Raw genomic sequence first — 22331 nt, 5'->3', positions numbered from 1 at the left:
TAGATCTAACGACAGGCCGGCGAAGGGTCAGAGCAATGAGGCTCTCCTATGTCCGTCAGCTCACCGAATACCCCGTAGGCGCACGGCGGATCCGGATACTCACCATGGCCGTGCTGGCCGTCCTGATCGGCAACTACGAGGCGCAGATCGCGCCCGTCGTCCCGCTGCTGCTCGACGACCTGCACATGTCGCTGGCCACCTACGGCTCGGTGTCCGCTGTCGCCGCCATCGCGGGCGCGCTCGCCACCGCCGCCGGCGGCCGTCTCGCCGACCACTACGGACGGATCCGGCTCCTGGTGCCGTTGATGCTGGTCACCGGCCTGCTCTGCCTGGCCATGACGCTGGTGCACACGCCCACCCAGCTGCTGGTGGCGCGCATCGCGCTGGCCTTCGTGGACGGCATGGCGCTGGCCCACACCGCGCCGCTGGTGCGGGACTTCTCGCCCCGGATGGGCCGGGCGCAGGCGTTCGGCTTCTGGACCTGGGGCCCCGTCGGGTCCAACTTCCTCGCCGGGGCGGTCGCCGGGCTCACCCTGCCGCTGTTCGCCGACTCCTGGCGCTCGCAGTTCGTCATCATGGGCGTGGTGTCGCTGGCGGTCTCCGTAGTGATCGCGTTCAACATCGCCGAGCTGTCGCCGGAGCTGCGGGACCGGATCCGCGAGACCGAGCGCCAGGCCCTGGGGGCCGGGCCGAACCGCGACCGCCCGCCGCGGGTGCGCGACCTGCTGGCCAGCCGCACCATCTGGGCGCACGTCATCGGCATCTCGCTGTGGCTGATGCTGTACCTGACGCTGATGCTCTACGGCCAGACCATGATCAGCCACAGCTTCGGGATGAGCGCTGCCGCCGCCTCCCGGATCATGTCCGCGTTCTGGGTGCTGAACCTGCTGACCCTGGTGGTGATCGGCCGGGTCTCCGACCGGCTGCGGCTGCGCAAGCCGATCTGCGTGGCGGGCACCCTGGCCGCGCTGGTGATCGCCGGCTACCTGACCGGCCTGGTCGGGCGGGATGGCGTGACCGCCGCACACCTGATGGTCACCGGCGCGCTGCTCGGCGGCGCGCTGGGGGTGGCGTACGGGCCGTGGATGGCCAACTACTCCGAGGACGCCGAGGACGTGGACCCGCGCCTGCAGGGCACGGCGTGGGGCATCTACGGCTTCATGACCAGGGCCATGGCGGTGGTCACGCTGTTCGTGGTGCCGCACGCGGTGGAGGCGGTGGGCTGGGCGGGCTGGTTGATGATCGCGATGGGCTGCCTGGCGATGTTCGTCCCGGCCTCGCTGATGTTCGGCGGTCCGTGGCGGCGCGCGTCCGCGTCCACCGCGGCCTCGGTGGCGCGGACGACCTGACCCACCAACCTGTTGCATCCGAATGCGTGCGGGTTCATCAGGTTGGGGCTGTCACGGTGGCCGCGTTGGCCGGGATCATCGGGTGGTGACGAGGCTCGGGCGATTCGTTGGTGCCGTCCTGACAGTCGCCCTCGCGGCGTGCTCGCCCCACCCGGCCGGCACGGCGGCCGACCCGGAGATCGGGCGGGGCATCGGGGACCCGTACTTCCCCACCGACGGCAACGTCGGCTACGACGTCGAGCACTACGACCTGCAACTGTCGTACCAGCCCGGGGACGACGACCTGGACGGCACCGCGACGATCCGGCTGGCCGCCACCCAGCGGCTGACCGGCTTCTCGTTCGACTTCGGCCTGGACGCCTCGTCGGTCACCGTTGACGGCAGGCCGGCCACGTTCTCCAAGAAGGACGCCAAGCTGGTCGTCACGCCGCCCGAACCGCTGGCCGAGCGGCAGCGGGCGACGGTGGCCGTGCGCTACCACGGCACGCCGTCCGAGGTGCGGGTCAACGGCGAGAAGATCTGGAAGACCAACCGGGACGGCGCGGTCTCGGTCAGCGAGCCGCACTACGCCACCGCCTGGTTCCCGTGCAACGACCACCCGCTGGACAAGGCCACCTACGACGTCGCGGTGACCGTGCCGGACGGCACCCAGGCGCTCTCGAACGGGCTGTTCCTGGGTTCCTCGCCCGCCGACGGGGGCCGGACCCGGTGGAGCTGGCGCGGCACCCACCCGCAGGCCAGCTACCTCGCGTTCCTGGCCATCGGCCACTACGAGATCGACAACGGCACGACCCCGGAGGGCCGGCCGATCATCATCGCGTACGACCGGCGGCTCTCCTCCGAGGTGAGGGCGGCCGCGCAGGCCAGCGTGTCGCGCACGCACGAGGTCGTCACCTGGGCGTCGAGCCTGTTCGGCCCGTACCCGTTCGAGGCGGAGGGCGCGGTGGTGGCCGCCGACGAGGAGGAGGACGCCGAGGAGTTCCAGACCCGGCCGGTCTACCTCGGCGGTGAGTTCGCCACCGGGCCGGACATGAACGTGGTGGTGCACGAGAACGCGCACCAGTGGTTCGGCGACACCGTCTCGCCGCACGGCTGGCGCGACATCTGGCTCAACGAGGGCTTCGCCACGTACGCGGAGTGGATGTGGTCCGAGCACACCGGCCAGGCCACCGCGCGCGACCTCGCCGCCAAGGCCTACCGGGCGCATTCCGCCGACGACGACTACTGGCTGCTCGCGCCCGGTGATCCCGGCGCGGACCGGCTGCTCGACAGGCCCGTGTACACCCGGGGCGCGATGACCCTGCAGGCGCTGCGCGACGCGGTCGGCGACGACGCCTTCTTCACCATCCTGCGCACGTGGGTGTCCGAGCACCGCTATGCGAACGGCACCACCGAGCAGTTCGTCGAGCTCGCCGAGCGGGTGTCGGGGAAGTCGCTGAAGGCGCTGTTCCAGGCCTGGCTGTTCACCAAGGAGCGGCCCGCGGTCAGCTCGTGAGCTGTACCGTGAAGTCGGCCTCCACCACCGGGCGCATCCGGGCCAGCACCTCGATCATGGCGTTGACCAGCGCGGCGGCCTCCTCCTCGGAGCGGGCGCGGGCCACCTCCCTGCGCGCCTCGCCGATGAAGTTGGTCACCAGGAACACCAGCGCCCGGTGCACGGCGTCGTCGCCGGCGCCGAGCAGCCGGAAGTTCTGCGCGATCCAGTCCTGGCCGCCCTTGCGCTGCAGCTGGGCGAACCCGGGCGGGGTGTCGCCGTCCTGGAAGATCTTCACCAGGTCCCGGCGCGCCCAGGTGGCCTCCAGGTAGGCCCGCGAGCCCGCCAGGAACAGCTCGAACGAGTCCGCGACCCCGCGCTCGCGGGCCGCCGCCACCGCGCCGGCCGCGATGGCCTGCTGCTCGGCATGGTGTCGCTCCCACAGCGCGCGGAACAGCTCGCCCTTGCCGCCGAAGTGGTGGTAGAGGCTGCCCACGCTGGCCCCGGCCCGCTCCACGACCTCGGAGATGCTCGCGTCGCCGAACCCCCGCTCGGCGAACACCTCACGCGCGGCGTCGAGGAACACCGCGCGGGTGCGCTCGGTGCTGCCCCACTGCCGGCCGGCCCGGGTCACCATCGTCTCAGGGTACGGGCGGACTCGACCGAAATATCGGCACGGCCAGCTCCTCGTGGTCCTCCCATTCGACGGCGACCCGCTGGCCGATGCGCACCCCGTCCGGGTCGCCGGCGATCTCGGCGAGGATCCTCGGGCCTTCGTCCAGGTCCACGAACCCGACCGTATACGGCGCCCTGGCCCGGAAGTACGGGTGCTGGTGGCGGCGGATCACCGTGTAGCTGTAGACCACGCCGTCGCCGGCGGACTCGCGCTCGTCCAGCTCCATGCCGCCGCACTCGGTGCAGTGCCGTCGCGGGAAGAACTCGACGTGCCCGCAGGCGCGACACTCCCGGTAGACCAGCCGGTGCCCGGCGGTGGCCTGCCAGAACCGTCCGGTGTCGGGCTCGTCGAGCGCCGGGAGCGGCCGGGTCTCGGTCATCGTTTCAGTCCCTCCCGAGGATCACGGTGGCGGCGGAGTGGCGGGTTCCGAGCTGGCCGCCGTTGCCGTGCGCGACCGCCAGCCGGGCGCCGTCGACCTGGGCGGTGGACTCGCCGCGCAGCTGCCGCACCGCCTCGATCAGCAGGAAGATCCCGCGCATGCCCGGGTGGTTGGACGACAACCCGCCGCCGTCGGTGTTCAGCGCCGGCGCCCCCGGCCGGTCGAAGCGCAGCCGCCCACCCGCCACGTAGGAGCCGCCCTCGCCCTTCTTCGCGAACCCGAGGTCCTCGAGCAGGGTGAGCACCGTGATCGTGAACGAGTCGTAGATCATCGCGATGTCGACGTCCTCCGGCCGCACCCCGGCGCGGCCGAACGCCTCCGGCCCGGAGATCGCCGCCGCGGTGGTGGTGATGTCCCGGCCGCTCTGGGGGTAGCCCAGCGCCTCCCCGGTGCCGAGGATCCACACCGGCGGCTTGCGGAGGTCGGCGGCCACCTCGGGGGCGACGATCACCACCGCGCCACCGCCGTCGGACACGATGCAGCAGTCCAGCAGGTGCAGCGGGTCGGCGATCATCCGCGAGCCCAGCACGTCGTCGACCGTCAGCTCGCCGGTGTGCCTGATGCCGATGTCGGCGAGCCCGGCCACCGCCTCCGGGTTGCGCACCGCGTGCGCCCGGGTGGTCACCGCGATCTCGGCCAGCTGCTCTTGTGTGGTGCCGTACTCATGCATGTGCCGCTGGGCGACCAGCGCGTAGCTGCCGATCAGGCTCAGCCCGTACGGCCCCTCCATGTTCGCGCTCGGAAGCTCGGCACCGCCCCTCGGCGGCGGGCCGGCGCTCTTGTTCAGCGAGCCGTAGGTCAGCAGTGCCACCCTGGCCCGCCCGTCGGCCAGGTCACGGGCGGCGTGCGCGGCGTGGAACTGGTACGAGCTGCCGCCTACGGCGGTGGTGTCCACGACGCGCGGGCTGATCCCGAAGTACTCCGCGACCGCGAACCCGGACGTCGACCCAACCTCCCCGGCGTCGTAGATCGCATCCACGTCCGACCAGCCCAGCCCGGCGTCCTCCAGCGCGCGGGTGGCCGACTCCGCCTTGATCTGCAGCTTGCTCAGCCCGTCCACCCGCCGCTTCGGGTACTCGTACACGCCCGCGATCGCCGCTGGTCGGGTCATCGAATCGCCTCCGGCCGAGTCTCGTCTTAGAATCAAGTTCTAGGACGAACACCGCATCGCTGTCAAGGTGACCCGTGAGTGGTTAGCGTTGCTATGACAACGCTCACCACTCACGGGTCCTGACCAGGGAGGATGCATGGTCGGGGAGTGGGAGCGGCGGGCGGTGGTGAGTCCGGAGCGGTTGCGGTCGTTCTTCGCGCCCCGGTCGGTGGCGTTGGTGGGGGCCTCGGACGGGTCGGGGTGGGCGCGGTTCATCGTGGACAGCCTGCGCACGGCGGAGCTGCCGGGCGCGCTGGTGCCGGTGCACCCTCGGCATTCGTCCGTGTTCGGACTGCCCGCCGTGGCCCGGTTGACCGAGCTGGAGGAGCCGGTCGACCTGGCGTTCTCGCTGGTGCCCACGCACGCGGTGGAGGGGGTGCTGAACGACGCGGCGGACGCCGGCATCCGCAACGTCATCGTGCTGGCCGCCGGGTACGGCGAGAGCGGGGACGAGGGGCGGGAGCGGGAACGGCGGCTGGCCTCGCTGGCGGTGGAGCGGGATGTGACGCTGCTCGGCCCGAACTGCCTCGGCTACATCAACGCCCAGGCCGGCTCGGCGCCGTTCGGGCTGCGGATCGCGCCGCCGCTGCGCCGTGGGCCGGTGGGGATCGTGCTGCAGAGCGGCGCGCTGGCCAGCGCGGTGCTGGCCTTCGCGCGGGCCAGGGCGATCGGGATCAGCCTGCTCACGTCGATGGGCAACGAGGCGGTGCTCACCGCCGCGGACGTCATCGAGTACCTGATCGAGGACGCGGATACGAAGGTCATCGCGCTGTTCCTGGAGTCGATCCGTCAGCCCGAGCGGTTCCTGGAGCTGGCCGGGCGGGCGCTGGCGGCCGGCAAGCCGATCGTGGCGCTCAAGGTCGGGCGCAGCGAGGCCGCGCGGGCCAGCGCGCTGGCGCACACCGGGGCGGTGGCCGGGGACGACGCGGTGGTCGGGGCGGTGCTGCGGCAGTTCGGCGTGGTGCGGGTGGACAGCCTGGAGGAGCTGTTGGTGACCGCCGGGTTGTTCGGGCAGTCCGGCGCGGTGCCGGCGGGTTCGCGGATGGGCGTGGTGACCGCGTCCGGCGGGGCCTGCGACATCATCGCGGACAGGTGCGCCGACGCGGGCCTGACCGTCCCGGAGTTCGCCGGGCCGACATTGCGGCGGCTCCGCGAGGTACTGCCGCCGTTCGCCTCGGTCCGCAATCCGCTGGACGTCACCGGGTTCCTGCTGGCCGACCAGCGCGCGGCGGCCGCCAACATCCCGGAGACCGCGCTGGACGTGGTCGCGGGGGATCCCAATGTCGACTTCGTCTTTCACAGTTTGACGTTGCCGGACGCGGCGCCGCCGGACGAGGAGCCGGTGCGCCGGCGGCTGCGAGCCGTAGCCGAGACCCGTCGGCGGGCCAGCCGGCCGATCGTGCACTTCCTCACCACGTGTACCGACGTCACGCCGTACACCGCCGGGTTGTTGGACGAGTACGGGCTGCACGCGCTGGGCGGCATCGAGTTCGGGGTCAAGGCCCTGGGGCATGCGGTTCGCTGGTCACGGGCGCGCGAGCGTGGGGCGCGGCCGGTGCTGGCGGAGGCGGCGGTGGTCGACGGGGTGCCGGACGGCCCGTGGTCGGAGGCGCGCGGGCGCGAGCTGGTGGCATCGTGCGGGGTGCCGGTGGTGCCGGCCGTGCTGGTCGGCGACGTGGACGCGGCGGTGGCGGCGGCCGGGCGGATCGGGTACCCGGTGGCGTTGAAGGTCTGCGCGGCGTCGGTGACGCACAAGTCGGACGTCGGCGGGGTGGCGCTGGGGCTGGCCGGGCCGGGGGAGGTGCGGGCGGTGTTCTCCTCGATACGGGCCGCGGCTGGGGCTGATGCGGACGGTGTGCTCGTCGCGGCCATGCGTGAGGGCGGCGTCGAGGTGTTCGCCGGGGTCACGGTGGACCCTGCGTTCGGGCCGGTGCTCGCTGTCGGGCTCGGCGGGGTGTTCGTCGAGGCGCTCGCCGACGTCAGCCTGCGCGCGCTGCCGGTCTGCGCCGCCGACGTCCGCGAGATGCTGGCCGAGCTGCGAGGGGCGCCGCTGCTGGCCGGGGCGCGCGGGCGCCGGCCCGCCGACCTGGACCGGCTCTGCGAGGTGATCGCCCGGATCGCCGGGTCCGCGCTCGCGCTCGGTCCCGCGCTGCGCACCCTGGAGGTCAACCCGCTGTGGGTGGACGGCCCCCGGGTGGAGGCCCTGGACGTGCTCGTCCTGACCGGTGCCTGAGCCCGCGTCCTATGCCTGGCGGGTGCTCTCCGTGGTCGGGCTGGCCAGCGTCGTCGTCGGGCTGAACACCAGCACGCTGAACGTGGCGCTGCCCGTGGTGGCCAGGCACTTCGGCGCGAGCTCGGTGGCGTCGAGCTGGCTGCTGCTGTCGTTCATGCTGGCCAACTGCGTGAGCCTGGTGTTCTTCGGCCGGCTCGCGGACATCTTCGGCCGCCGCGAGATGTACCTCATCGGGCTGTCGGTGTTCACCGCCTGCGGCCTGCTCGCCGGCCTGGCCCCGACGGTCTGGGTGCTGGTCGGGCTGCGGCTCGCGCAGGGCGCATCCGCCGCGATGATGCTGGCCAACAGCGCGGCGCTGGTCACCTCGGCGTTCCCGCCCCGGCTGCTCGGCCGTGGCATGGGCCTGTACCTGGCGTCGTTCTCGCTGGCCCAGCTCATCGGCCCGACCGCGGGTGGGCTGCTCGCCGACGGCCTTGGCTGGCGGTGGGTGTTCTGGTTCAACGTCCCGCTGGGGCTTGCGTGCGTGGCCTGGGCAGCGGTCGCGCTGCGCCCGGTGGCCCGTCACGGCGGCCGGGAGCGCCTGGACCTGCCCGGCAACGCGCTGTTCCTGGCCGCGATGGCCACGCTGGTCATCGGGGTGTCCCTGGTGACGGAGTCCGGCTGGGGCGACCCGCGCGTGCTGGCGCTGCTCGGCGCCGGCCTGGTCGCGCTGGTCGGCTTCCTGGGCTACGAGCGGCGGGTGGCCGAGCCGGTGGTGGACCCCCGGCTGCTGCGCGACCCCGGGTTCGGCTGGGCGAACCTGGCCGCGTTCCTGAACGCCATGGCGCGGTTCTCGATCGTCGTGCTGTTCGCGCTGTACTTCCAGCTCACCCGGGGCGACTCGGCGTTCGCCGCCGGGCTCAAGGTGCTCGGGCTGCCCATCGGCACCATGCTGGGCTCGTCCACCGTGGGCTGGCTGACCGCGCGCCGGACCGCCAAGTCGGTGGCCACGCTCGGTGCGCTGGTCGCGACGGCGGGGCTGCTGGTGTTGCTGCCGCTGGTGGTCGCGCACTCCGGGTACTGGCCGATGGGGGCGGCGTTCGTGCTGATCGGCTGGGGCTCCGGGGTCTTCCTGGCGGCCAACACCACGGCGATCCTGGAGATCACCCCGGGCAACCGGCTGGGCATCGTGAACGCGCTGCGGGTCACCATCCAGAACGTCGGCGTGCTGCTGAGCACGGCGGTCTCGCTGACGATGTTGGCCGTCCACCTGCCGCCCGAGCTGCGCTCCGGGCTGTTCGCCCAGCGCGTGGGCGGCCACCTCGACCCGGCGCTGGCACCGCTCCAGGACGGCTACCGCGACGCCATGATCGTCCTCTGCTCGCTGTCCGTGCTGGGGCTCGCCGCGTGCGTGGTCAGCTCTCGTGTGCTCGGGCCACTGCCGGCTGTTGACGATGCCCGCGTGTGCGGTTCAAAATAGAATCGAATTCTAAGATCGGCGATGGGGGTCCGCTCATGGAGCTCAACCTCGGGCCGGAGGCCGCCCGGTTCCGCGCCGAGATCCGAGGCTGGATCGAGGCCAACGCCCCGGCCGGTCTGTCCGGCCTGGTCGACTGGAACTCACCCCCGCTGACCGGTGGCGGCAGGGGCGGGGCCTACTTCGAGGCCGAGTCCGGGCCGGTCTACGCCGAGTGGGAGCGGCGGCTGCTGGACGCGAAGCTGATCTGCCCGGTCTGGCCGGAGCGGTTCGGCGGCCGGGGCTTCACGCCGGTGCAGGACGCGATCTACAGCGAGGAGTGCCACCGCGCCGGCGTGCCCAGGGTGCGCCGGCACTTCGGCGAGAACATGGTCGGGCCGTCGGTGATGGTGCACGGCACGGACGAGCAGCGCGACCACTTCCTCCCCAAGATCGTCTCCGGGGAGCACGTCTACTGCCAGGGGTTCTCCGAGCCCGACCACGGCTCCGACCTGGCCGGCGTGCAGGCCCGGGGCGTGATCGAGGGCGACGAGATCGTGATCACCGGCCAGAAGGTGTGGACCTCGGCGTTCCGCCGGGCGAACATGATCTTCGTACTGTGCCGGACGGCGACCGACGCGGGCGTCGGCAAGCACGACGGCCTGTCCTACGTGCTGGTGCCGTTCGGGGACGACAACCACATCGAGAAGCGCCCGCTGCGCCAGCTCACCGGCGCCGAGCACTTCGGCGAGGAGTTCTTCGACGGCGCCCGCGCCCCGCTGTTCAACATCATCGGCGGGGTGAACAACGGCTGGCGGGTGGCGATGACCACGCTCGGCCACGAGCGCACCGGCAACGCCACCGTTGCGCACCTGCGGTTCGAGCGGCGGTTCTGGGAGGTCGTGGAGCTGGCGCGCTCGGTGGGCCGGGACCGCGACCCGCTGGTCCGCCAGCGCCTGGCCTGGGCGTACACCCAGGTCGAGATCATGCGTTACCAGGGGCTGCGGCTGCTGGCGCGGCTGGCCGAGGGGCGCGAGCCCGGGCCGGAGGCGTCGATCTCGAAGCTGTTCTGGAGCGAGTACGAGCGGCGGCTGGGCGAGATCGCGATGGACCTGGCCGGGACGAACGGGCTGGTCAGGCCGGAGGGTGAGGGTTACGAGCTGGACCCGTGGCAGGACCTGTTCCTGGCCAGCAGGGCCGGCACCATCTACGCCGGCACCAGCGAGATCCAGCGCAACATCATCGCCGAGCGCGCGCTCGGGCTGCCCCGGGAGCCGCGCCCGGCGGGGGTTCGATCATGAGCGGCATGCTGGCCGGGCGGGTCGCGGTGGTCACCGGGGCCGGGCGGGGGATCGGCGCGGGCGTGGCCCGGCTGCTGGCCGCCGAGGGAGCGTCGGTGGTGGTCAATGACCTGGGCGCCGCTCTGGACGGTAGTGGCGCGGACGCCGGCCCTGCCCAGCTCGTCGCGGAGGAGATCACCGCCGCCGGGGGGACCGCCGTCGCGGACGGCGCCGACGTGACCGACGCGGTGGCCGCCGAGAAGCTGGTCCGCACCGCCGTCGACACCTTCGGCACGCTGGACGTGCTGGTCAACGCCGCCGGCATCCTGCGCGACCGGATGATCTTCAACATGGACGAGCGGGAGTGGGACGACGTCATCAGGGTGCACCTGAAGGGCCACTTCAACACGACCAAGCCGGCGGCCGCGTACTGGCGCTCGCGCCGCGACCCGGACGGCCACTTCCGGCTGATCAACTTCACCTCCACGTCGGGCCTGTTCGGCGCGCCCGGCCAGCCGAACTACGCGGCGGCCAAGATGGGCATCGTCGGGTTCACCTACTCCTGCGCGAACGCGCTGGGCCGCTACGGCGTGACCGCGAACGCGATCTCCCCTGGCGCCGCGACCCGGATGACCGACTCGGTGCCCGACGAACGCCGCCGCCCCGGCCTCGCCGGCGCGGACGACCCGACGCGGTCGCCGGACAACGTGGCACCGGTGGTCGCCTACCTCGCCGGCGAGGCCTCGGACTGGCTCACCGGCCAGGTGATCGGCGCGCGCGGATACGAGGTGTCGCTGTTCACCAAGCCGGAGCCCGCGTGCCAGCTGGTCGGCACCGAACGGTGGCCGGTGCCACAGTTGGCCGAGATGATCGAACGCCACTTCAAGCCGGCGGTACGGGGGTAAGCGCGCGATGGACCTGGTGTTCAGCCCCGAGCAGGAGGAGCTGCGGCGCTCGCTGCGCCGGTTCCTGGACGAGCGCTCGCCCATCTCGGCGGTGCGAGCCCTGATGGACGACCCGCTCGGCTACGACCCGTCGGTGTGGCGGCAGATGGCCTCACAGCTCGGGTTGCAGGGCCTGGCCATCCCGGAGGAGTACGGCGGCAGCGGCTTCGGCTACGTCGAGCTGACGCTGGTGCTCGAGGAGATGGGCCGCGCGCTGCTGCCCGGCCCGTTCTTCGCCACCGCGGTGCTGGCCGCCGGGGCCATCCTGGACGCCGGCGACACCGAGGCCGCCAAGGAACTGCTGCCCGGCATCGCGAACGGCACCACGCTGGCCACCCTGGCGGTGACCGAGGACGACGGCCGCTGGGACCTGGAGTCCGTCTCGACCACCGCGACCGACACCGGCGGCGGCTGGCGGCTGACCGGGTTCAAGTCGTTCGTGCCCGACGGCCACGTCGCCGACCTCGTGCTAGTGCCCGCCCGCACCCCCTCCGGCCTCACCCTGTTCGCGGTGGACTGTACCGATGCTCGTTCCGCTGGCGCTTCTCTCGGCGCGGCCGCCGACGCCACGGCGCGCCGCACCCCGCTGCCCACCCTGGACCAGACCAGGAAGCTGGCCAGGTTGGAGCTCGCCGACGCCCCCGCCCGCCCCATCGGCACCGTCGGCGAGGCCGCCCGCCCCCTCGCCCGCACCCTGGACAAGGCCGCCGTGGCCCTGGCCGCCGAACAGCTCGGCGGCGCGCAGCGGACCCTGGACATGGCCGTCGACTACGCCAAGGTGCGCACCCAGTTCGGCCGCCCGATCGGCAGCTTCCAGGCCGTCAAGCACAAGGCCGCGGACATGCTGATGCGCGTCGAGTCCGCGCGCGCCGCCGTCCAGTACGCCGCCTGGGCGGTCGCCGACGACTCCGACGAGCTGCCGGTCGTCGCCAGCCTGGCCAAGGCCTACTGTTCGGACGCCTACTTCTTCACCGCGTCGGAGAACATCCAGATCCACGGCGGCATCGGCTTCACCTGGGAACACGACGCGCACCTACATTTCAAGCGCGCACAATCGAGCCGGCTGTTCCTCGGCGACGGCGAGTACCACCGCGCACTCTTGGCCGACCGGATCGGAATCTGACCGCTCAGAACGGTGGTAGATCGTCGTCGGGCTCGGGTAGTGGGGTGATGACGGGTTCGCCCTGGGTGGTGTGGGTTTGTCCGAGTGGGGTGTGCCAGGTGAACGTTCCGGGTTCGGGTTGTTCGAGTCGCCAGCCTCCCTTCGTCTTGAGGTCATGGTCGTGGTTGCAGACGTTGCCGCCGTTGATCTGGATGGTGGGTCCGCCGTAGCGGTAGTCGTGGGTGTAGTCGTACTCGGTTTTGGTTGTGGACAGGCGGCAGCCGGGTCCGCGGCAGGTGCGGTCGCGGATTTGGGTGTGTCGGCGTAGCCCGACGGTGGGCAGCCGCCGCCCAGGCCGTTGGTCGAGGTGTTGTTTGGTTTCTGGCCAGGCGGCGTACTGCCTGGCGAGGTCGCTGATCACTGCGGCCCAGCCGGGTGGCGGGTTGGCGGCCAGCTTGGCCAAGAGGGTGGCCGGGATGTGCAGTTCGACGACCCCGCCGTCGGCGCCGCCCTGAATACCGGCGGGCCGGTGGCGGGTGATGCCGCCGCAGATCAGGTGGCCGGTGTGGTTGGTGATGGCGAATCGCCATTCGGCGCGGCGTTGGCGGGCGACGAGCTGGCGGGTGAGGTGGGCGTGCAGGGGTCCCCAGCCGGGGATCTCCCCGGGATGGTCGTTGAGGTCGAGCAGGGTGGCCAGTTCGACCCGTACTTCGACGCCGGTGGGGGCGGCCGCACCGTCGGTGTCGGTGTCGCTGTGGAGGAGGTGGGTGATGATCTGGTCGCGGTCGAGGTTGTCGAAGCGGCCGTTGAGTAGCCCGAGGAACACATCGGCGCGGATCTGGTCCAACTTTCCTGGGTGTCCGGCGCGTTTGGCGGCGCGGGCCAACCGGTCGATGCGTTCACACGCCGCGGCCGCCTCGTCGGGTGGCAGGCCGTCGGCGGTGATCACGGCGGTGCCGTCCGGGTTCTCGGCGAAGTCGTGTTCGGCCTCGGCGGCGCGGCGGGTCCAGGCCAGGGCGAGTCGGGTTTCGTCCGCGCCATACCGGGTCGGCTCACCCAACTGGCCGACCTCGTCCAGTCGAGCGCAGGGGTCGCGGCGGCCGACCTCAGCCACCACCGCCAAGAACCGGGCGTCATTGTGCGCGCGTTGGCGTGAGCGGGCCTGCAGCACGGCGATGATCTCACCGTTCGACACTGTGGACAGATCGATCCCATCCAGGGCAGCAGCCAGCTCAGGGCCGGGCGCAAGCTCCGCCAACCCCGTCGTGACCTGCCCATTTGCCATACCCAAGACGCTACCGGCAGGCACCGACAATTCCCGGCGACCACCGCGCCGTCCCGGACACAGACAGAACCAACCCCACCCAACGCGCCCAGCCGCCACTGGGGGACGGCACCAAGCAACCTACAAATTCAGGTCGTCGGAAATCGCGCCAGCGATTTTCGAACGAAACAAATGACGACACGCACGATCACGAACCAGAGCCTATGTTCACCAACCACGGCACCCCGAACCGATCCTGGCACGCCCCGAACTCGTCGCCCCACATCTGCTTCTCCAACGGCACCGAAACGGTCCCACCATCGGACAATTTTTCCCAATACCCCCGCAGCTCGTCAACGCTATCCCCACTCAACGCCACGGTAATATTGTTACCAACCGTACGGTCCATTCCGGGCGGGTTGTCCGCGCCCATCAGGCTGAACCCGCTCTCGGTCTCCAGCATCCCGTGCATGATCTTGTCAGCGTCAGCACCCTCCATCCCACCGAGCTCGCCGAAGGTGTGAAGCACGAGGTCTCCACCGAAGACCTCTCGATAGAACTCCATCGCCTCGCGGGCGTTGCCGTCGAAGCTGAGGTACGGGTTGAGGCGGGAGGACATGGCGGCTCCTCGGGTCGCGGTGTGCAGGGGCGTCACATGGTGGCAGACGACCTGGATCCAGACAACGCACCGAGCTGGGCCAGGAACTCGACGTTGGTGTGGGTCTTGCGCAGGCCGTCGAGCAGCACGTCGATGGCGTGCGCGCCTCGGCCGTCGAGCGCGCGGCGCAGGGCCTGGGTGGCCGCCAGCTCGTCCGGGTTCAGCAGGAGCTCTTCCTTGCGAGTGCCGGTCTGACCGACGTCCACGGCCGGGAAGACACGCCTGGCGGCGGTGGCGCGGTCCAGGCGCAGCTCGGCGTTGCTGGTGCCTTTGTACTCCTCGAAGATGACGGTGTCGCCGAGCGAGCCGGTCTCGACCAGGGTGGTGGCGAAGATGGTCAGCGAGCCGCCGTTCTCGATGTTGCGGGCGGCGCCGAGGAAGCGTTTGGGCGGGGTGAGGGCGGTCGAGTCGACGCCGCCGGACAGGATCCGGCCGGACGTAGGCGCGGCTAGGTTGTAGGCCCGGCCCAGGCGGGTCAGCGAGTCGAGCATGACCACGACGTCGCGGCCCTGCTCGACCAGGCGCTTGGCGCGCTCGATGGCCAGCTCGGCGAGCGCCGTGTGCTCGCGCGGCGGGCGGTCGAAGGTGGCGGCGACGACCTCGGCGGGCACGCCCCGGGCCAGGTCGGTGACCTCCTCGGGGCGCTCGCCGACCAGCACGAGCATCAGGTGGCACTCCGGGTTGTTCTTGGCCAGGCCGTGCGCGATGGCGCGCAGCACGGTGGTCTTGCCGGCCTTGGGCGGCGCGACGATCAGGGCGCGCTGGCCCTTGCCGACGGGCATCAGCAGGTCGGTGACCCGGGTGGTCAGGGCGTGCGGTTCGGTCTCCAGGCGCAGGCGCTCGTTCGGGTGGATCGGGACCAGCTCGGAGAACGCCGGGCGGGTCAGGGCGTGGCGGGGGTGCTGGCCGTTGACGGTGTCCACGGTGGCCAGCGAGGCGAACTTGTCGCGCGGGCCGGCGGGGCGGGCGGTGCCGGTGACGGTGTCGCCGCGGCGCAGCCCGTTCTCGGTGACCAACCGCCGCGACACCAGGACGTCGCGCGGCCCCGGAAGGTAGCCGTCGGCGCGGACGAACGCGCGGTTGTCCACGATGTCGAGGATCCCGGCGGCGGGCAGGGTGGAAGCGTTGTTGTCGTTCATCTGGGTGTCTTTCTCGAAGGTGAGGGTGGATGCGGCAAGAAGGCGCCGCGCGAAGATCCCCGTTCACGGGCCGAAGCCGGTTCAACGGAGGGAGAGAAGAATCCTTCGTGGGAGGACGTACACCTGCATCCACGAAAGGGAGACGCCACCGAGGCTAGCGGCCCGTCGAGCGGGGCGTCAATCCCGATAACGCGGGGTCGCCGGGAACTATTCCACGAGCCGTAGGGTGAGGCCATGAGCGCGGTCACCGCCGGCAGGGGGCGTATCGACAAGCGGCTCGCGATCCTGGACGCGGCGTTCGCCGTCTTCGCGCGGGAGGGATACGCGCAGGCCAGCGTCGACGTGATCGCCGCCGAGGCCGGCGTGGCCAAGGCCACCGTCTACAGCCACTTCCAGGACAAGGAGAACCTGCTGCTGCGGGCGGTCGAGGCCCAGGCCGAGCGGGCGCTGGCGCGCAACCTGGCGGTGGTGGACCGGCTGGCCGAACCGGGCCGCGAGCTGGCCGCGCTGCTCGAGGAGGTCGGGTACCGGCTGCTGGAGTGCTACGTGGAGGCCCGGTCGCTGGCGCTGTGGCGGCTGCTCGCCTCGGAGGTCGTCCAGTTCCCGACGCTGTTCGAGATCGTCCAGGTCGGGGTGGCGGACCGGGTGGCCGATGCGCTGGCGGACCGGTTCGCCCGGCTCGCGGTGGCCGGCCGCCTGGACCTGGACGACCCGGTGCTGGCGGCGGAGCAGTTCGTCTCGCTGCTCATCGGGTCGATGGCCGGGCGCACCCGGCTGGGCAGCCGCGAGGTCGGCGCCGAGGAACTGCGCGCCGTGACCCAGGCCGCCGTCCGCACCTTCCTGAAGGCGTTCGGCCCCGGGTAACCGCTCAGCGCTCCAGCGGCACGCCGTGGGTCTCCGGGCCGAACCGCACGGCCACCGCCATCACCAGGTACATCACGCCGACCAGCGCGAACATCCCGACCACGCCGGCGACGTCGACCAGCGCCCCGGCCAGCAGCGGGATCAGCGAGGCGGAGACCAGCCCGACGGTCACCGAGGCGCCGGTGCCGAACGCGCGCACCCGGGTCGGGTACAGCTCCGGCGCCCACACCCAGCTCGTCGTGTTGAGCAGGATGAACATCAGCTGCAGCAGCCCGCCCAGTGCGAGCACCGCACCCAGGCTGGCCGACGCGCCGAACCCGACGGCGACCACCACGGCGACCAGCGAGCCATAACCCAGCACCACGCGGCGACGGAACCGATAGCCGAACACGCTGGCCAACACGGCCCCGACCAGCCCGCCGATGTTGATCACCGTGGTGTATGCCAGCGAGGTGGACACGTCCAGCCCGCGCGCGACCAGCACCGTCGGCATGAACACCGTGATCGTGACCTGCGCGCCGAAGGTCATCGCGGACACCACCCAGATGACCACCGTGTTCCGCGCCAGCCGGCCCTGGAAGATCTCCGCGAGCCGGATCCGCTGCCGGGGCAGCCGCTCGCCCTCCGCCGCGTCCAGGTACCGGGTGACCTCACCACGGAACCGCAGCCGGTTCGCGGCCAGCCCGGACAGCACCCGGTTCGCGTCCGACACCCGCCCCTGGACCAGCAGGTACCGGGGCGACTCCGGCAGGAACCACCGGTAGACGAACACCAACACCGCCGGCGCGGCCAGCAGCCCGAGCAGCCAGCGCCAGGCCACCGTGGGCCCGCCCAGCACGGACTCCAGCGGCCCGAGGACGAGCGCGGCCAGCGCGGACGAGGCGAAGATGCCCAAACCGCCGGCCGCGATGTTCACGGTGGCCACGGAAGCGCCCCGGAACCTGGTCGGCATCAGCTCGGCGACCAGGGTGAGTCCGGTGTTCAGCTCGCCGCCGAGCCCGATCCCGACCACGAACCGGGCCACCAGCAGCCACCCGAGGTCCGGGGCGAACGCGGCGAGCAGCGCGCCCACGGTGTAGAGCGCCAGGTTGTACATGTAGGTGACGCGCCGCCCGTACCGATCACCGGTGACGCCGGCGATGAGCGAGCCGATCGCCATGCCGGCAAAGGTGAGCGTGGTCAGCAGCCCGACCTGCGCGTTGGACAGCGACCACTGCCGCGCGATCAGCGGCGCGGCCAGCCCGGCGTTGTACTGCTCGATCGCGTCGAACAGCGCGCCGAACGCGACAAGCACCAGGATCAGTATGTGCGCCCGGCGGAACGGGATGCGGTCCAGCGCGGCGGCCAGGTCTCGGGCGGCGCGCTCGCGGCGCTCTTCCACGGGGTTCGATGACGGCGTTGTCATGTGGATGCTCCGTAACGGTCAGGTCAGAAGGTGCTCCGGGATCGGGTCGGCGGCCAGCGCGCGGCCGACCGGGCCGGGGTCGTGGAAGCCGTCGGCGTCGAGCACCACCCGGCCGGCGGAGACCACCGCCTCGGGCCAGCCCACCAGCCGTCGGTCCTGGTACGGGGTGTAGTCCGTGGCCATGTGCAGCTCGTTGGCGTCCGCCGTCCGGGTAAGAGACGGGTCGAGCACGACAAGGTCGGCGTCCGCGCCCGGCGCGATCACGCCCTTGCCGGTCAGCCCGTTCAACCGCGCCGGGTTGCTCGCGAACAGCGCGACGAACCGCTCCACCGGCATCCCGCCGCGGGCCACCAGCTCGGTGAACGCCACCGGCAGCCGGGTCTCCACCCCGGGCAGCCCGTTCGGCATCACCCGCACGTCGTCGCGGTGCTCGGCCTTCTGCCCGGCGGAGTAGCAACAGTGGTCGGAGCCCAGGGTGTCCACGTCCCCGGCCAGCGCTCGCGCCCGCAACGCGGCCACCGTCGATGAGCCCCGCAGCGGCGGGCAGCAGACGAACCGCTCCGGGTGCTCGGTGTCGTAGACGGACGAGTCCAGCGTCAGATAATGCGGGCAGGTCTCGGTGTACGCGCGCACGCCACGGCGCCGTGCGGCGCGGACTAGGTCGACGGCCTCGGCGGTGGTCTGGTGCACGAAGTAGACCGGGGCGCCGACGTGCTCGGCGGTGGCCAGCACCTCGGTCACCGCGGCCGCCTCGGCCAGCTCGGGACGGGTGTACGAGTGGTGCCGGGCGTGCGTGCGGTGCGCGGCCGCGGCCTGCTCCTGGGCGTCCTCGATGACGTGGTTGGCCTCGGCGTGCACGTAGCCGATGCCGCCCAGCTCGTGCAGTGCCCGCAGCACCTCCAGCACCGTGTCCGGCCCGGCCATCACCACGTCCCGGTACGTGGTGAACATCTTGACCGTCCGTACCCCCAGCTCGGCCATCTCCGCGAGCTGCTTCGCGACCCCGTCCTCCCAGGCGATCACGCAGCCGTGCATCGCGGTGTCACAACGGGACGCCGACGCCAGCTCGCGCCGCTCCTGCACGGCCGCCAGCGGCGCCTGCCCCGGCTCCGGGATGGCGAAGTCGACGACCGTGGTCGTACCGCCGTGCAACGCCGCCACGCTCGCCGAGGCGTAGTCGTCGAGCTGCTGGTAGTCGCCGAGGCGCTGGCCGATGTGGCAGTGCGGGTCCACCCCTCCCGGGATGACCAGCCGGCCGCCCGCGTCCAGCGCGCGCTCATGCGGCGGCAACGGCAGCGCCGGGTCCTGCACGGCCACCACCGTGCCCCCGGACACCACCACGGTGGCCGGCCCCGACCAGCCCGCGTTGACCACCGTCCCGCCGTGAACGACCAGGTCGTACGTCATGCGTCTCCACCCTCTGGTCAAGTGTCATTGAAAGATCACCGTGTCTACCGAGGCCAGGTGCGCGCTCATCGCGTCCCTGGCGGCGTCCGCGTCACCCCCGGCCAGCGCGGCCAGCACCGCCCGGTGCTCGCGCAGCTGCCCGGCCCTGGCCGCCGGCGAGCTGACCGCGTGCTGGTTGACCAGCAGCCACAGCGGGTGCGTCTCCGCGCTGACGAACTGGCCGACGATCTCGGCCAGCAGCGAGTTGCCGCAGCCGGCGGCGAGCACGGCGTGGAACCGCAGCCCGAGGTCCATGAACCGGGGCAGCTCGGCCGGCTCGTCGACCAGCTCGGCGGCCTCGTCGACGTTGCGTCCCAGCGCGCGCAGGGTGTCCGGGTCGGCGTGCGCGGCGGCGAGCGAGGCGACCACCGGCTCCAGCGCCCGGCGCGCGCCGATCAGCTCCTTCGGGGCGACGTCCAGGGCGGACTCCTCGATGCCGGCCACCCCGGGGTGCGGCCCGCGCACGTAGGTGCCGTCGCCGTGGCGCACCTCCACCGCGCCGATCAGCTCCAGGGCGAGGATCGCCTCCCGCACCGTCGCCCGCGACACGTCCAGCCGGCCGGCCAGCTCGCGGTCGCCCGGCAGCCGGACACCGGGGGAGTAGTCGCCCCGCGCGACCGCCGTCAGCAGGTCCTGGGCGACGGACAGGTACAGCCGCCCTGGCCTCGACGACTGGTCGGACCTCTGCATGGGAAGAGGTTAAGCCAATGCTTCGGACGGCGGCTACCCCCGACCGATTGAGGGTTGAACCACTGCCCCGACCAATCCGTGTAGCAGACCGGGAGCGAACTCTTCGGGCGGTCGGGGCTGCCCGGATGAAGTGCGGGAGGCATCTCGTGCGAGCACTGCGGTCTACACATGCGGCGTACCGGTCCCGCTGGCAGCGGCACTGGGACCGGATGGCGCCCGCCTACGACCATCGGATGGGGGTGCTGGAGCGCGCGCTGTTCGCCGACACCCGCGAGTGGATCGGCTCGCGCGCGTCCGGGCGGGTCCTGGAGGTCGGCGTCGGCACCGGGCTGAACCTGGCGCACTACCCGCCCGACGCGGCGGTGACCGGGATCGACATCAGCCCGGCCATGCTGGCGATCGCCCGCAAGCGCGCCGCCGACCTGGGGCGCGACGTCGAGCTGCGCACCGGCAGCGCGGAGGCGCTGGACTTCGACATCGCCGGCCTCAACACCGGCCGCTTCGACACGGTGGTCTGCACGTTCTCGCTGTGCGCCGTCCCCGACCACCGTCGCGCGGTGGCGGAGATGGCGCGGGTGCTGCGCCCGGGCGGGTGGCTGCTGCTGGCCGACCACGTGGTGGCCACGAACCCGGCGGTGCGGGCGGCGCAGTGCGTGGTCGAGTGGTTCAGCGTGCCGCTGCACGGCGAGCACTTCCGCCGCCGCCCGTACGAGCTGGTCGTCGCGGCCGGGCTGGAGGTGCGCGAGCGCGACAGGTTCGCCCTCGGTGCGCTGGAGCGACTCGCCGCGCGCAAGCCCCGGCCCGAGGCAGGCGCGCGATGAACGCCCAGCTGACCATCTCCCGGCTGTTCGTGCCCGGTCACCTGGCGGTACGGGACTGGGACCGGCTGGTGGCGAACACCCCGGGCGCCGACGTCACCCAGCTCTCCGCGTGGGCCGCCATCCGCGCCGAGGCCGGCTACTCGCCGATCTACCTGCTGGCCTACCTGGACGACGAGCTGGCCGGCGGCGCGCTCGTGCTGTGCCGGCGGGTGCTCGGCCTGCTCGACGTCGGGTACCTGCCGTACGGGCCGGTCATCGCCACCTCGCCCGTGGCGGGCTCCGGCCGCGCCGCCGTGACCACCGCGCTCGCCGACGAGCTGGCCATCCTGGCCGGCACCCTGCGAATGCTGTTCGTGCAGCCGCCCGAGCACGCCCACGACGTCAGCTCCGGGCTGCTGGCCAGGGGTTTCCGGGTGTCCCATGCGGGCATCGCGCCGGCCGGCTCCTACCGGCTGGACCTGCGCCGGCCGCTGGAGGAGATCCGGTCCGGGTTCTCCCGGCGGCTGAAATCATGGACGAACAGGTGGGATGCGCACGGCGTGCGCGTCCGCCTCGGGGACGAGCGCGACCTGCCGCTGCTGCTCGCCCTGATGCGGTGCAGCGGCGAGCGCCAGGGCTTCGCGCCGCCGCCTCGGTCCTACGTGCGCACGCTGTACCGCGAGCTGGCCGCCGGCGGGCACGTCGCACTGTTCATCGGCGAGGTGCGCGGGGTGCCGGTGTCCGCCGACCTGGTCACGGTGTGCGCCGGGATGGTGCGCGGGCGCCTCGGCGGCTTCGACGCCTCCGGCGAGGCCGGCAAGCTCAGCGTCCCGGCCGCCGTCCGGTGGGAGATCATCAAGTGGGCCAGGGCGCGCGGCTGCCGGTGGCTGGACTTCGGCGGGCTGCCGGAGCGGATGCTCAGCGACATGATCGACCACGGCATCCACAGCAGCGACGAGTGGCCCAGCGCGCAGCGCAGCAAGCTGCAGTTCAACGGCACCGCGTTCCGCTACCCGACGCCCGTCGAGCTGATCCGCCCGGGGGTGGTGCGGACCACCTATGACCTGGTCACCGCGAACCCGGCCGGCCACCGGCTGATCACCACCGCCAGGAGCCTGCTGCGCGGCACCCGTACCCGGCCGCATGCCTACCCGATCCCTCGGCCTCGGCAAGGCGGGTAGTTCTGAGGGTTGTTCACGCTCCTGGCGCAAGGGCGGGCCGAAGGCTCGTCCGAGCGGCTGGATCAGGTGGTTGGATCGCCGGAGGCGATTCGTGAACAACCCTCAGAATCTGGCTAACACTGTCGGTGCGGCCTGCCAGGATGAGGGCATGCCGCTCGACTTCCACCTGCTGGTGCTGTTCGTGGTGACCACGGCCGTCGCGATGGTCACGCCCGGCCCGGACATGCTGTTCATCCTGGGCTGCGGGATGCGGGGTGGCCCGCGCGCCGGGCTGCTCGCCACCGCCGGGGTCGCCACCAGCGAGGTCGTGCACGTCGCGGTGGCCGCGGCCGGCCTGGTCGCGCTGTTCGAGACGGTGCCCGTCGCGTTCACGGTGGTGCGGATCGCGGGCGCCTGTTACCTGATCTACCTCGGGGTGCAGCTCATCCGCCAGCGGGGCGCGGGCGCGGCCGCCGAGATGCCGGCCGCAGGCGGCGGGGTGTCCGGGCGGCGGGCGTACCTCAGCGGCCTGCTGACCAACCTGTTGAACCCGAAGATGGTCACCTTCACCATCGCCTTCCTGCCGCAGTTCATCGCGCCGCAGCTCGGTCAGGTCTGGCTGCAGTTCGTCATCCTCGGCGCCATCCTGGTCACGCTGGAGTTCCTGGTGGACGGCGCCGTCGGCGTGTTCGCCGGGCAGATCGGGGCCTGGCTGCGCCGCCGCCGCGCCGCCCGCCGCCGCATCGACGTCGCGACGGGCGGGCTGTTCATCGGGCTGGGGGTGAGGCTGGCCGCCGAACGCTGAGACTTACCGAGCGCTGAG

General features: G+C 72.1%; 19 protein-coding genes and 1 pseudogene. 11 read left to right on the top strand and 9 right to left on the bottom strand.

The features are described 5' to 3' along the window. Window positions 1–35: 35 nt before the first annotated feature. Window positions 36–1349, top strand: coding sequence for an MFS transporter (locus tag N912_RS52865; protein WP_064745314.1), 1314 nt, complete (start codon window positions 36–38; stop codon window positions 1347–1349). A gap of 85 nt (window positions 1350–1434) precedes the next feature. Beyond that, window positions 1435–2844, top strand: coding sequence for a M1 family metallopeptidase (locus tag N912_RS52860; protein ID WP_169747904.1), 1410 nt, complete (start codon window positions 1435–1437; stop codon window positions 2842–2844). Here the strand turns inward: N912_RS52860 and N912_RS52855 are convergent. The 3 genes from N912_RS52855 to N912_RS0118390 are packed head-to-tail and all read right to left on the bottom strand — an operon-like array spanning window position 2834 to window position 5049. Further along, on the bottom strand, window positions 2834–3460 hold the full coding sequence (locus N912_RS52855) for a TetR/AcrR family transcriptional regulator (RefSeq protein WP_051580393.1): 627 nt from the start codon (window positions 3458–3460) through the stop codon (window positions 2834–2836). The genes N912_RS52860 and N912_RS52855 overlap by 11 nt on opposite strands. Before the next feature lie 4 nt (window positions 3461–3464). Beyond that, window positions 3465–3878, bottom strand: a complete 414-nt coding sequence (locus N912_RS0118395) for a Zn-ribbon domain-containing OB-fold protein (protein WP_028923565.1) — start codon at window positions 3876–3878, stop codon at window positions 3465–3467. A 4-nt stretch (window positions 3879–3882) separates the two neighbouring features. Continuing rightward, window positions 3883–5049: a thiolase C-terminal domain-containing protein gene (locus tag N912_RS0118390; RefSeq protein ID WP_028923564.1), complete on the bottom strand. Its 1167-nt coding sequence runs from the start codon at window positions 5047–5049 to the stop codon at window positions 3883–3885. A 136-nt stretch (window positions 5050–5185) separates the two neighbouring features. On the opposite strand from N912_RS0118390, the gene N912_RS0118385 reads away from it, so the two are divergent. From N912_RS0118385 to N912_RS0118365, 5 genes are read left to right on the top strand one after another with little or no spacing between them, the layout of a single operon-like run. Then, window positions 5186–7321 (top strand): acetate--CoA ligase family protein, encoded by a 2136-nt coding sequence (locus tag N912_RS0118385; protein ID WP_037065318.1) that lies wholly within the window; start codon window positions 5186–5188, stop codon window positions 7319–7321. Then, window positions 7314–8780: an MFS transporter gene (locus N912_RS52850; protein ID WP_064745313.1), complete on the top strand. Its 1467-nt coding sequence runs from the start codon at window positions 7314–7316 to the stop codon at window positions 8778–8780. Before N912_RS0118385 ends, N912_RS52850 begins: the two co-directional genes overlap by 8 nt. 35 nt (window positions 8781–8815) lie before the next feature. Beyond that, entirely contained in the window at window positions 8816–10057 is a 1242-nt protein-coding gene (locus tag N912_RS0118375; RefSeq protein WP_028923562.1) for an acyl-CoA dehydrogenase family protein, read from the top strand. After that, window positions 10054–10941 carry an SDR family NAD(P)-dependent oxidoreductase gene (locus N912_RS0118370; protein ID WP_037065315.1) on the top strand — a complete coding sequence of 296 codons (888 nt, stop codon included), beginning with the start codon at window positions 10054–10056 and terminating at the stop codon, window positions 10939–10941. The genes N912_RS0118375 and N912_RS0118370 overlap by 4 nt, the downstream gene beginning before the upstream one ends. Window positions 10942–10948: 7 nt before the next feature. Continuing rightward, a complete protein-coding gene (locus N912_RS0118365; RefSeq protein ID WP_028923560.1) occupies window positions 10949–12103 on the top strand; it encodes an acyl-CoA dehydrogenase family protein in 1155 nt (384 codons plus the stop codon). 4 nt (window positions 12104–12107) lie between these two features. On the opposite strand, the gene N912_RS0118360 is transcribed toward N912_RS0118365, so the two are convergent. The 3 genes and pseudogenes from N912_RS0118360 to N912_RS52845 form a co-directional block, all read right to left on the bottom strand. After that, window positions 12108–13397 (bottom strand): HNH endonuclease signature motif containing protein, encoded by a 1290-nt coding sequence (locus tag N912_RS0118360; protein WP_156993743.1) that lies wholly within the window; start codon window positions 13395–13397, stop codon window positions 12108–12110. Between the two features lie 157 nt (window positions 13398–13554). Continuing rightward, window positions 13555–13965 (bottom strand): VOC family protein, encoded by a 411-nt coding sequence (locus tag N912_RS0118355; RefSeq protein ID WP_028923558.1) that lies wholly within the window; start codon window positions 13963–13965, stop codon window positions 13555–13557. A 32-nt stretch (window positions 13966–13997) separates the two neighbouring features. Continuing rightward, window positions 13998–15152, bottom strand: a pseudogene (locus N912_RS52845) (transcription termination factor Rho, short form); the annotation flags it as partial. A gap of 225 nt (window positions 15153–15377) precedes the next feature. Here N912_RS52845 and N912_RS0118345 point away from each other — a divergent pair. Beyond that, window positions 15378–16007 (top strand): TetR/AcrR family transcriptional regulator, encoded by a 630-nt coding sequence (locus N912_RS0118345; RefSeq protein ID WP_028923557.1) that lies wholly within the window; start codon window positions 15378–15380, stop codon window positions 16005–16007. A gap of 4 nt (window positions 16008–16011) precedes the next feature. Here the strand turns inward: N912_RS0118345 and N912_RS52840 are convergent, their stop codons facing one another. From N912_RS52840 to N912_RS0118330, 3 genes are read right to left on the bottom strand one after another with little or no spacing between them, the layout of a single operon-like run. Next, window positions 16012–17412: an MFS transporter gene (locus N912_RS52840; protein WP_064745312.1), complete on the bottom strand. Its 1401-nt coding sequence runs from the start codon at window positions 17410–17412 to the stop codon at window positions 16012–16014. 18 nt (window positions 17413–17430) lie between these two features. Beyond that, entirely contained in the window at window positions 17431–18819 is a 1389-nt protein-coding gene (locus tag N912_RS0118335; RefSeq protein WP_028923556.1) for an amidohydrolase family protein, read from the bottom strand. A 24-nt stretch (window positions 18820–18843) separates the two neighbouring features. After that, on the bottom strand, window positions 18844–19548 hold the full coding sequence (locus N912_RS0118330; protein ID WP_028923555.1) for a FadR/GntR family transcriptional regulator: 705 nt from the start codon (window positions 19546–19548) through the stop codon (window positions 18844–18846). A 146-nt stretch (window positions 19549–19694) separates the two neighbouring features. Here N912_RS0118330 and N912_RS0118325 point away from each other — a divergent pair, with 146 nt between their 5' ends. From N912_RS0118325 to N912_RS0118315, 3 genes are all read left to right on the top strand, one after another. Beyond that, entirely contained in the window at window positions 19695–20369 is a 675-nt protein-coding gene (locus N912_RS0118325) for a class I SAM-dependent methyltransferase (RefSeq protein WP_342670863.1), read from the top strand. Further along, on the top strand, window positions 20366–21529 hold the full coding sequence (locus N912_RS0118320; protein ID WP_028923553.1) for a lipid II:glycine glycyltransferase FemX: 1164 nt from the start codon (window positions 20366–20368) through the stop codon (window positions 21527–21529). Before N912_RS0118325 ends, N912_RS0118320 begins: the two co-directional genes overlap by 4 nt. 148 nt (window positions 21530–21677) lie before the next feature. Then, a complete protein-coding gene (locus N912_RS0118315) occupies window positions 21678–22313 on the top strand; it encodes a LysE family translocator (RefSeq protein ID WP_028923552.1) in 636 nt (211 codons plus the stop codon). Window positions 22314–22331: the final 18 nt, after the last annotated feature.

It is taken from the genome of Actinospineispora acaciae DSM 45401, assembly GCF_000620785.1.
In the GTDB taxonomy this organism is placed as follows: domain Bacteria; phylum Actinomycetota; class Actinomycetes; order Mycobacteriales; family Pseudonocardiaceae; genus Pseudonocardia; species Pseudonocardia acaciae.
The sequence above is the reverse complement of the archived record's forward strand: the minus strand, read 5'-3'. Positions and strand labels throughout refer to the sequence as shown.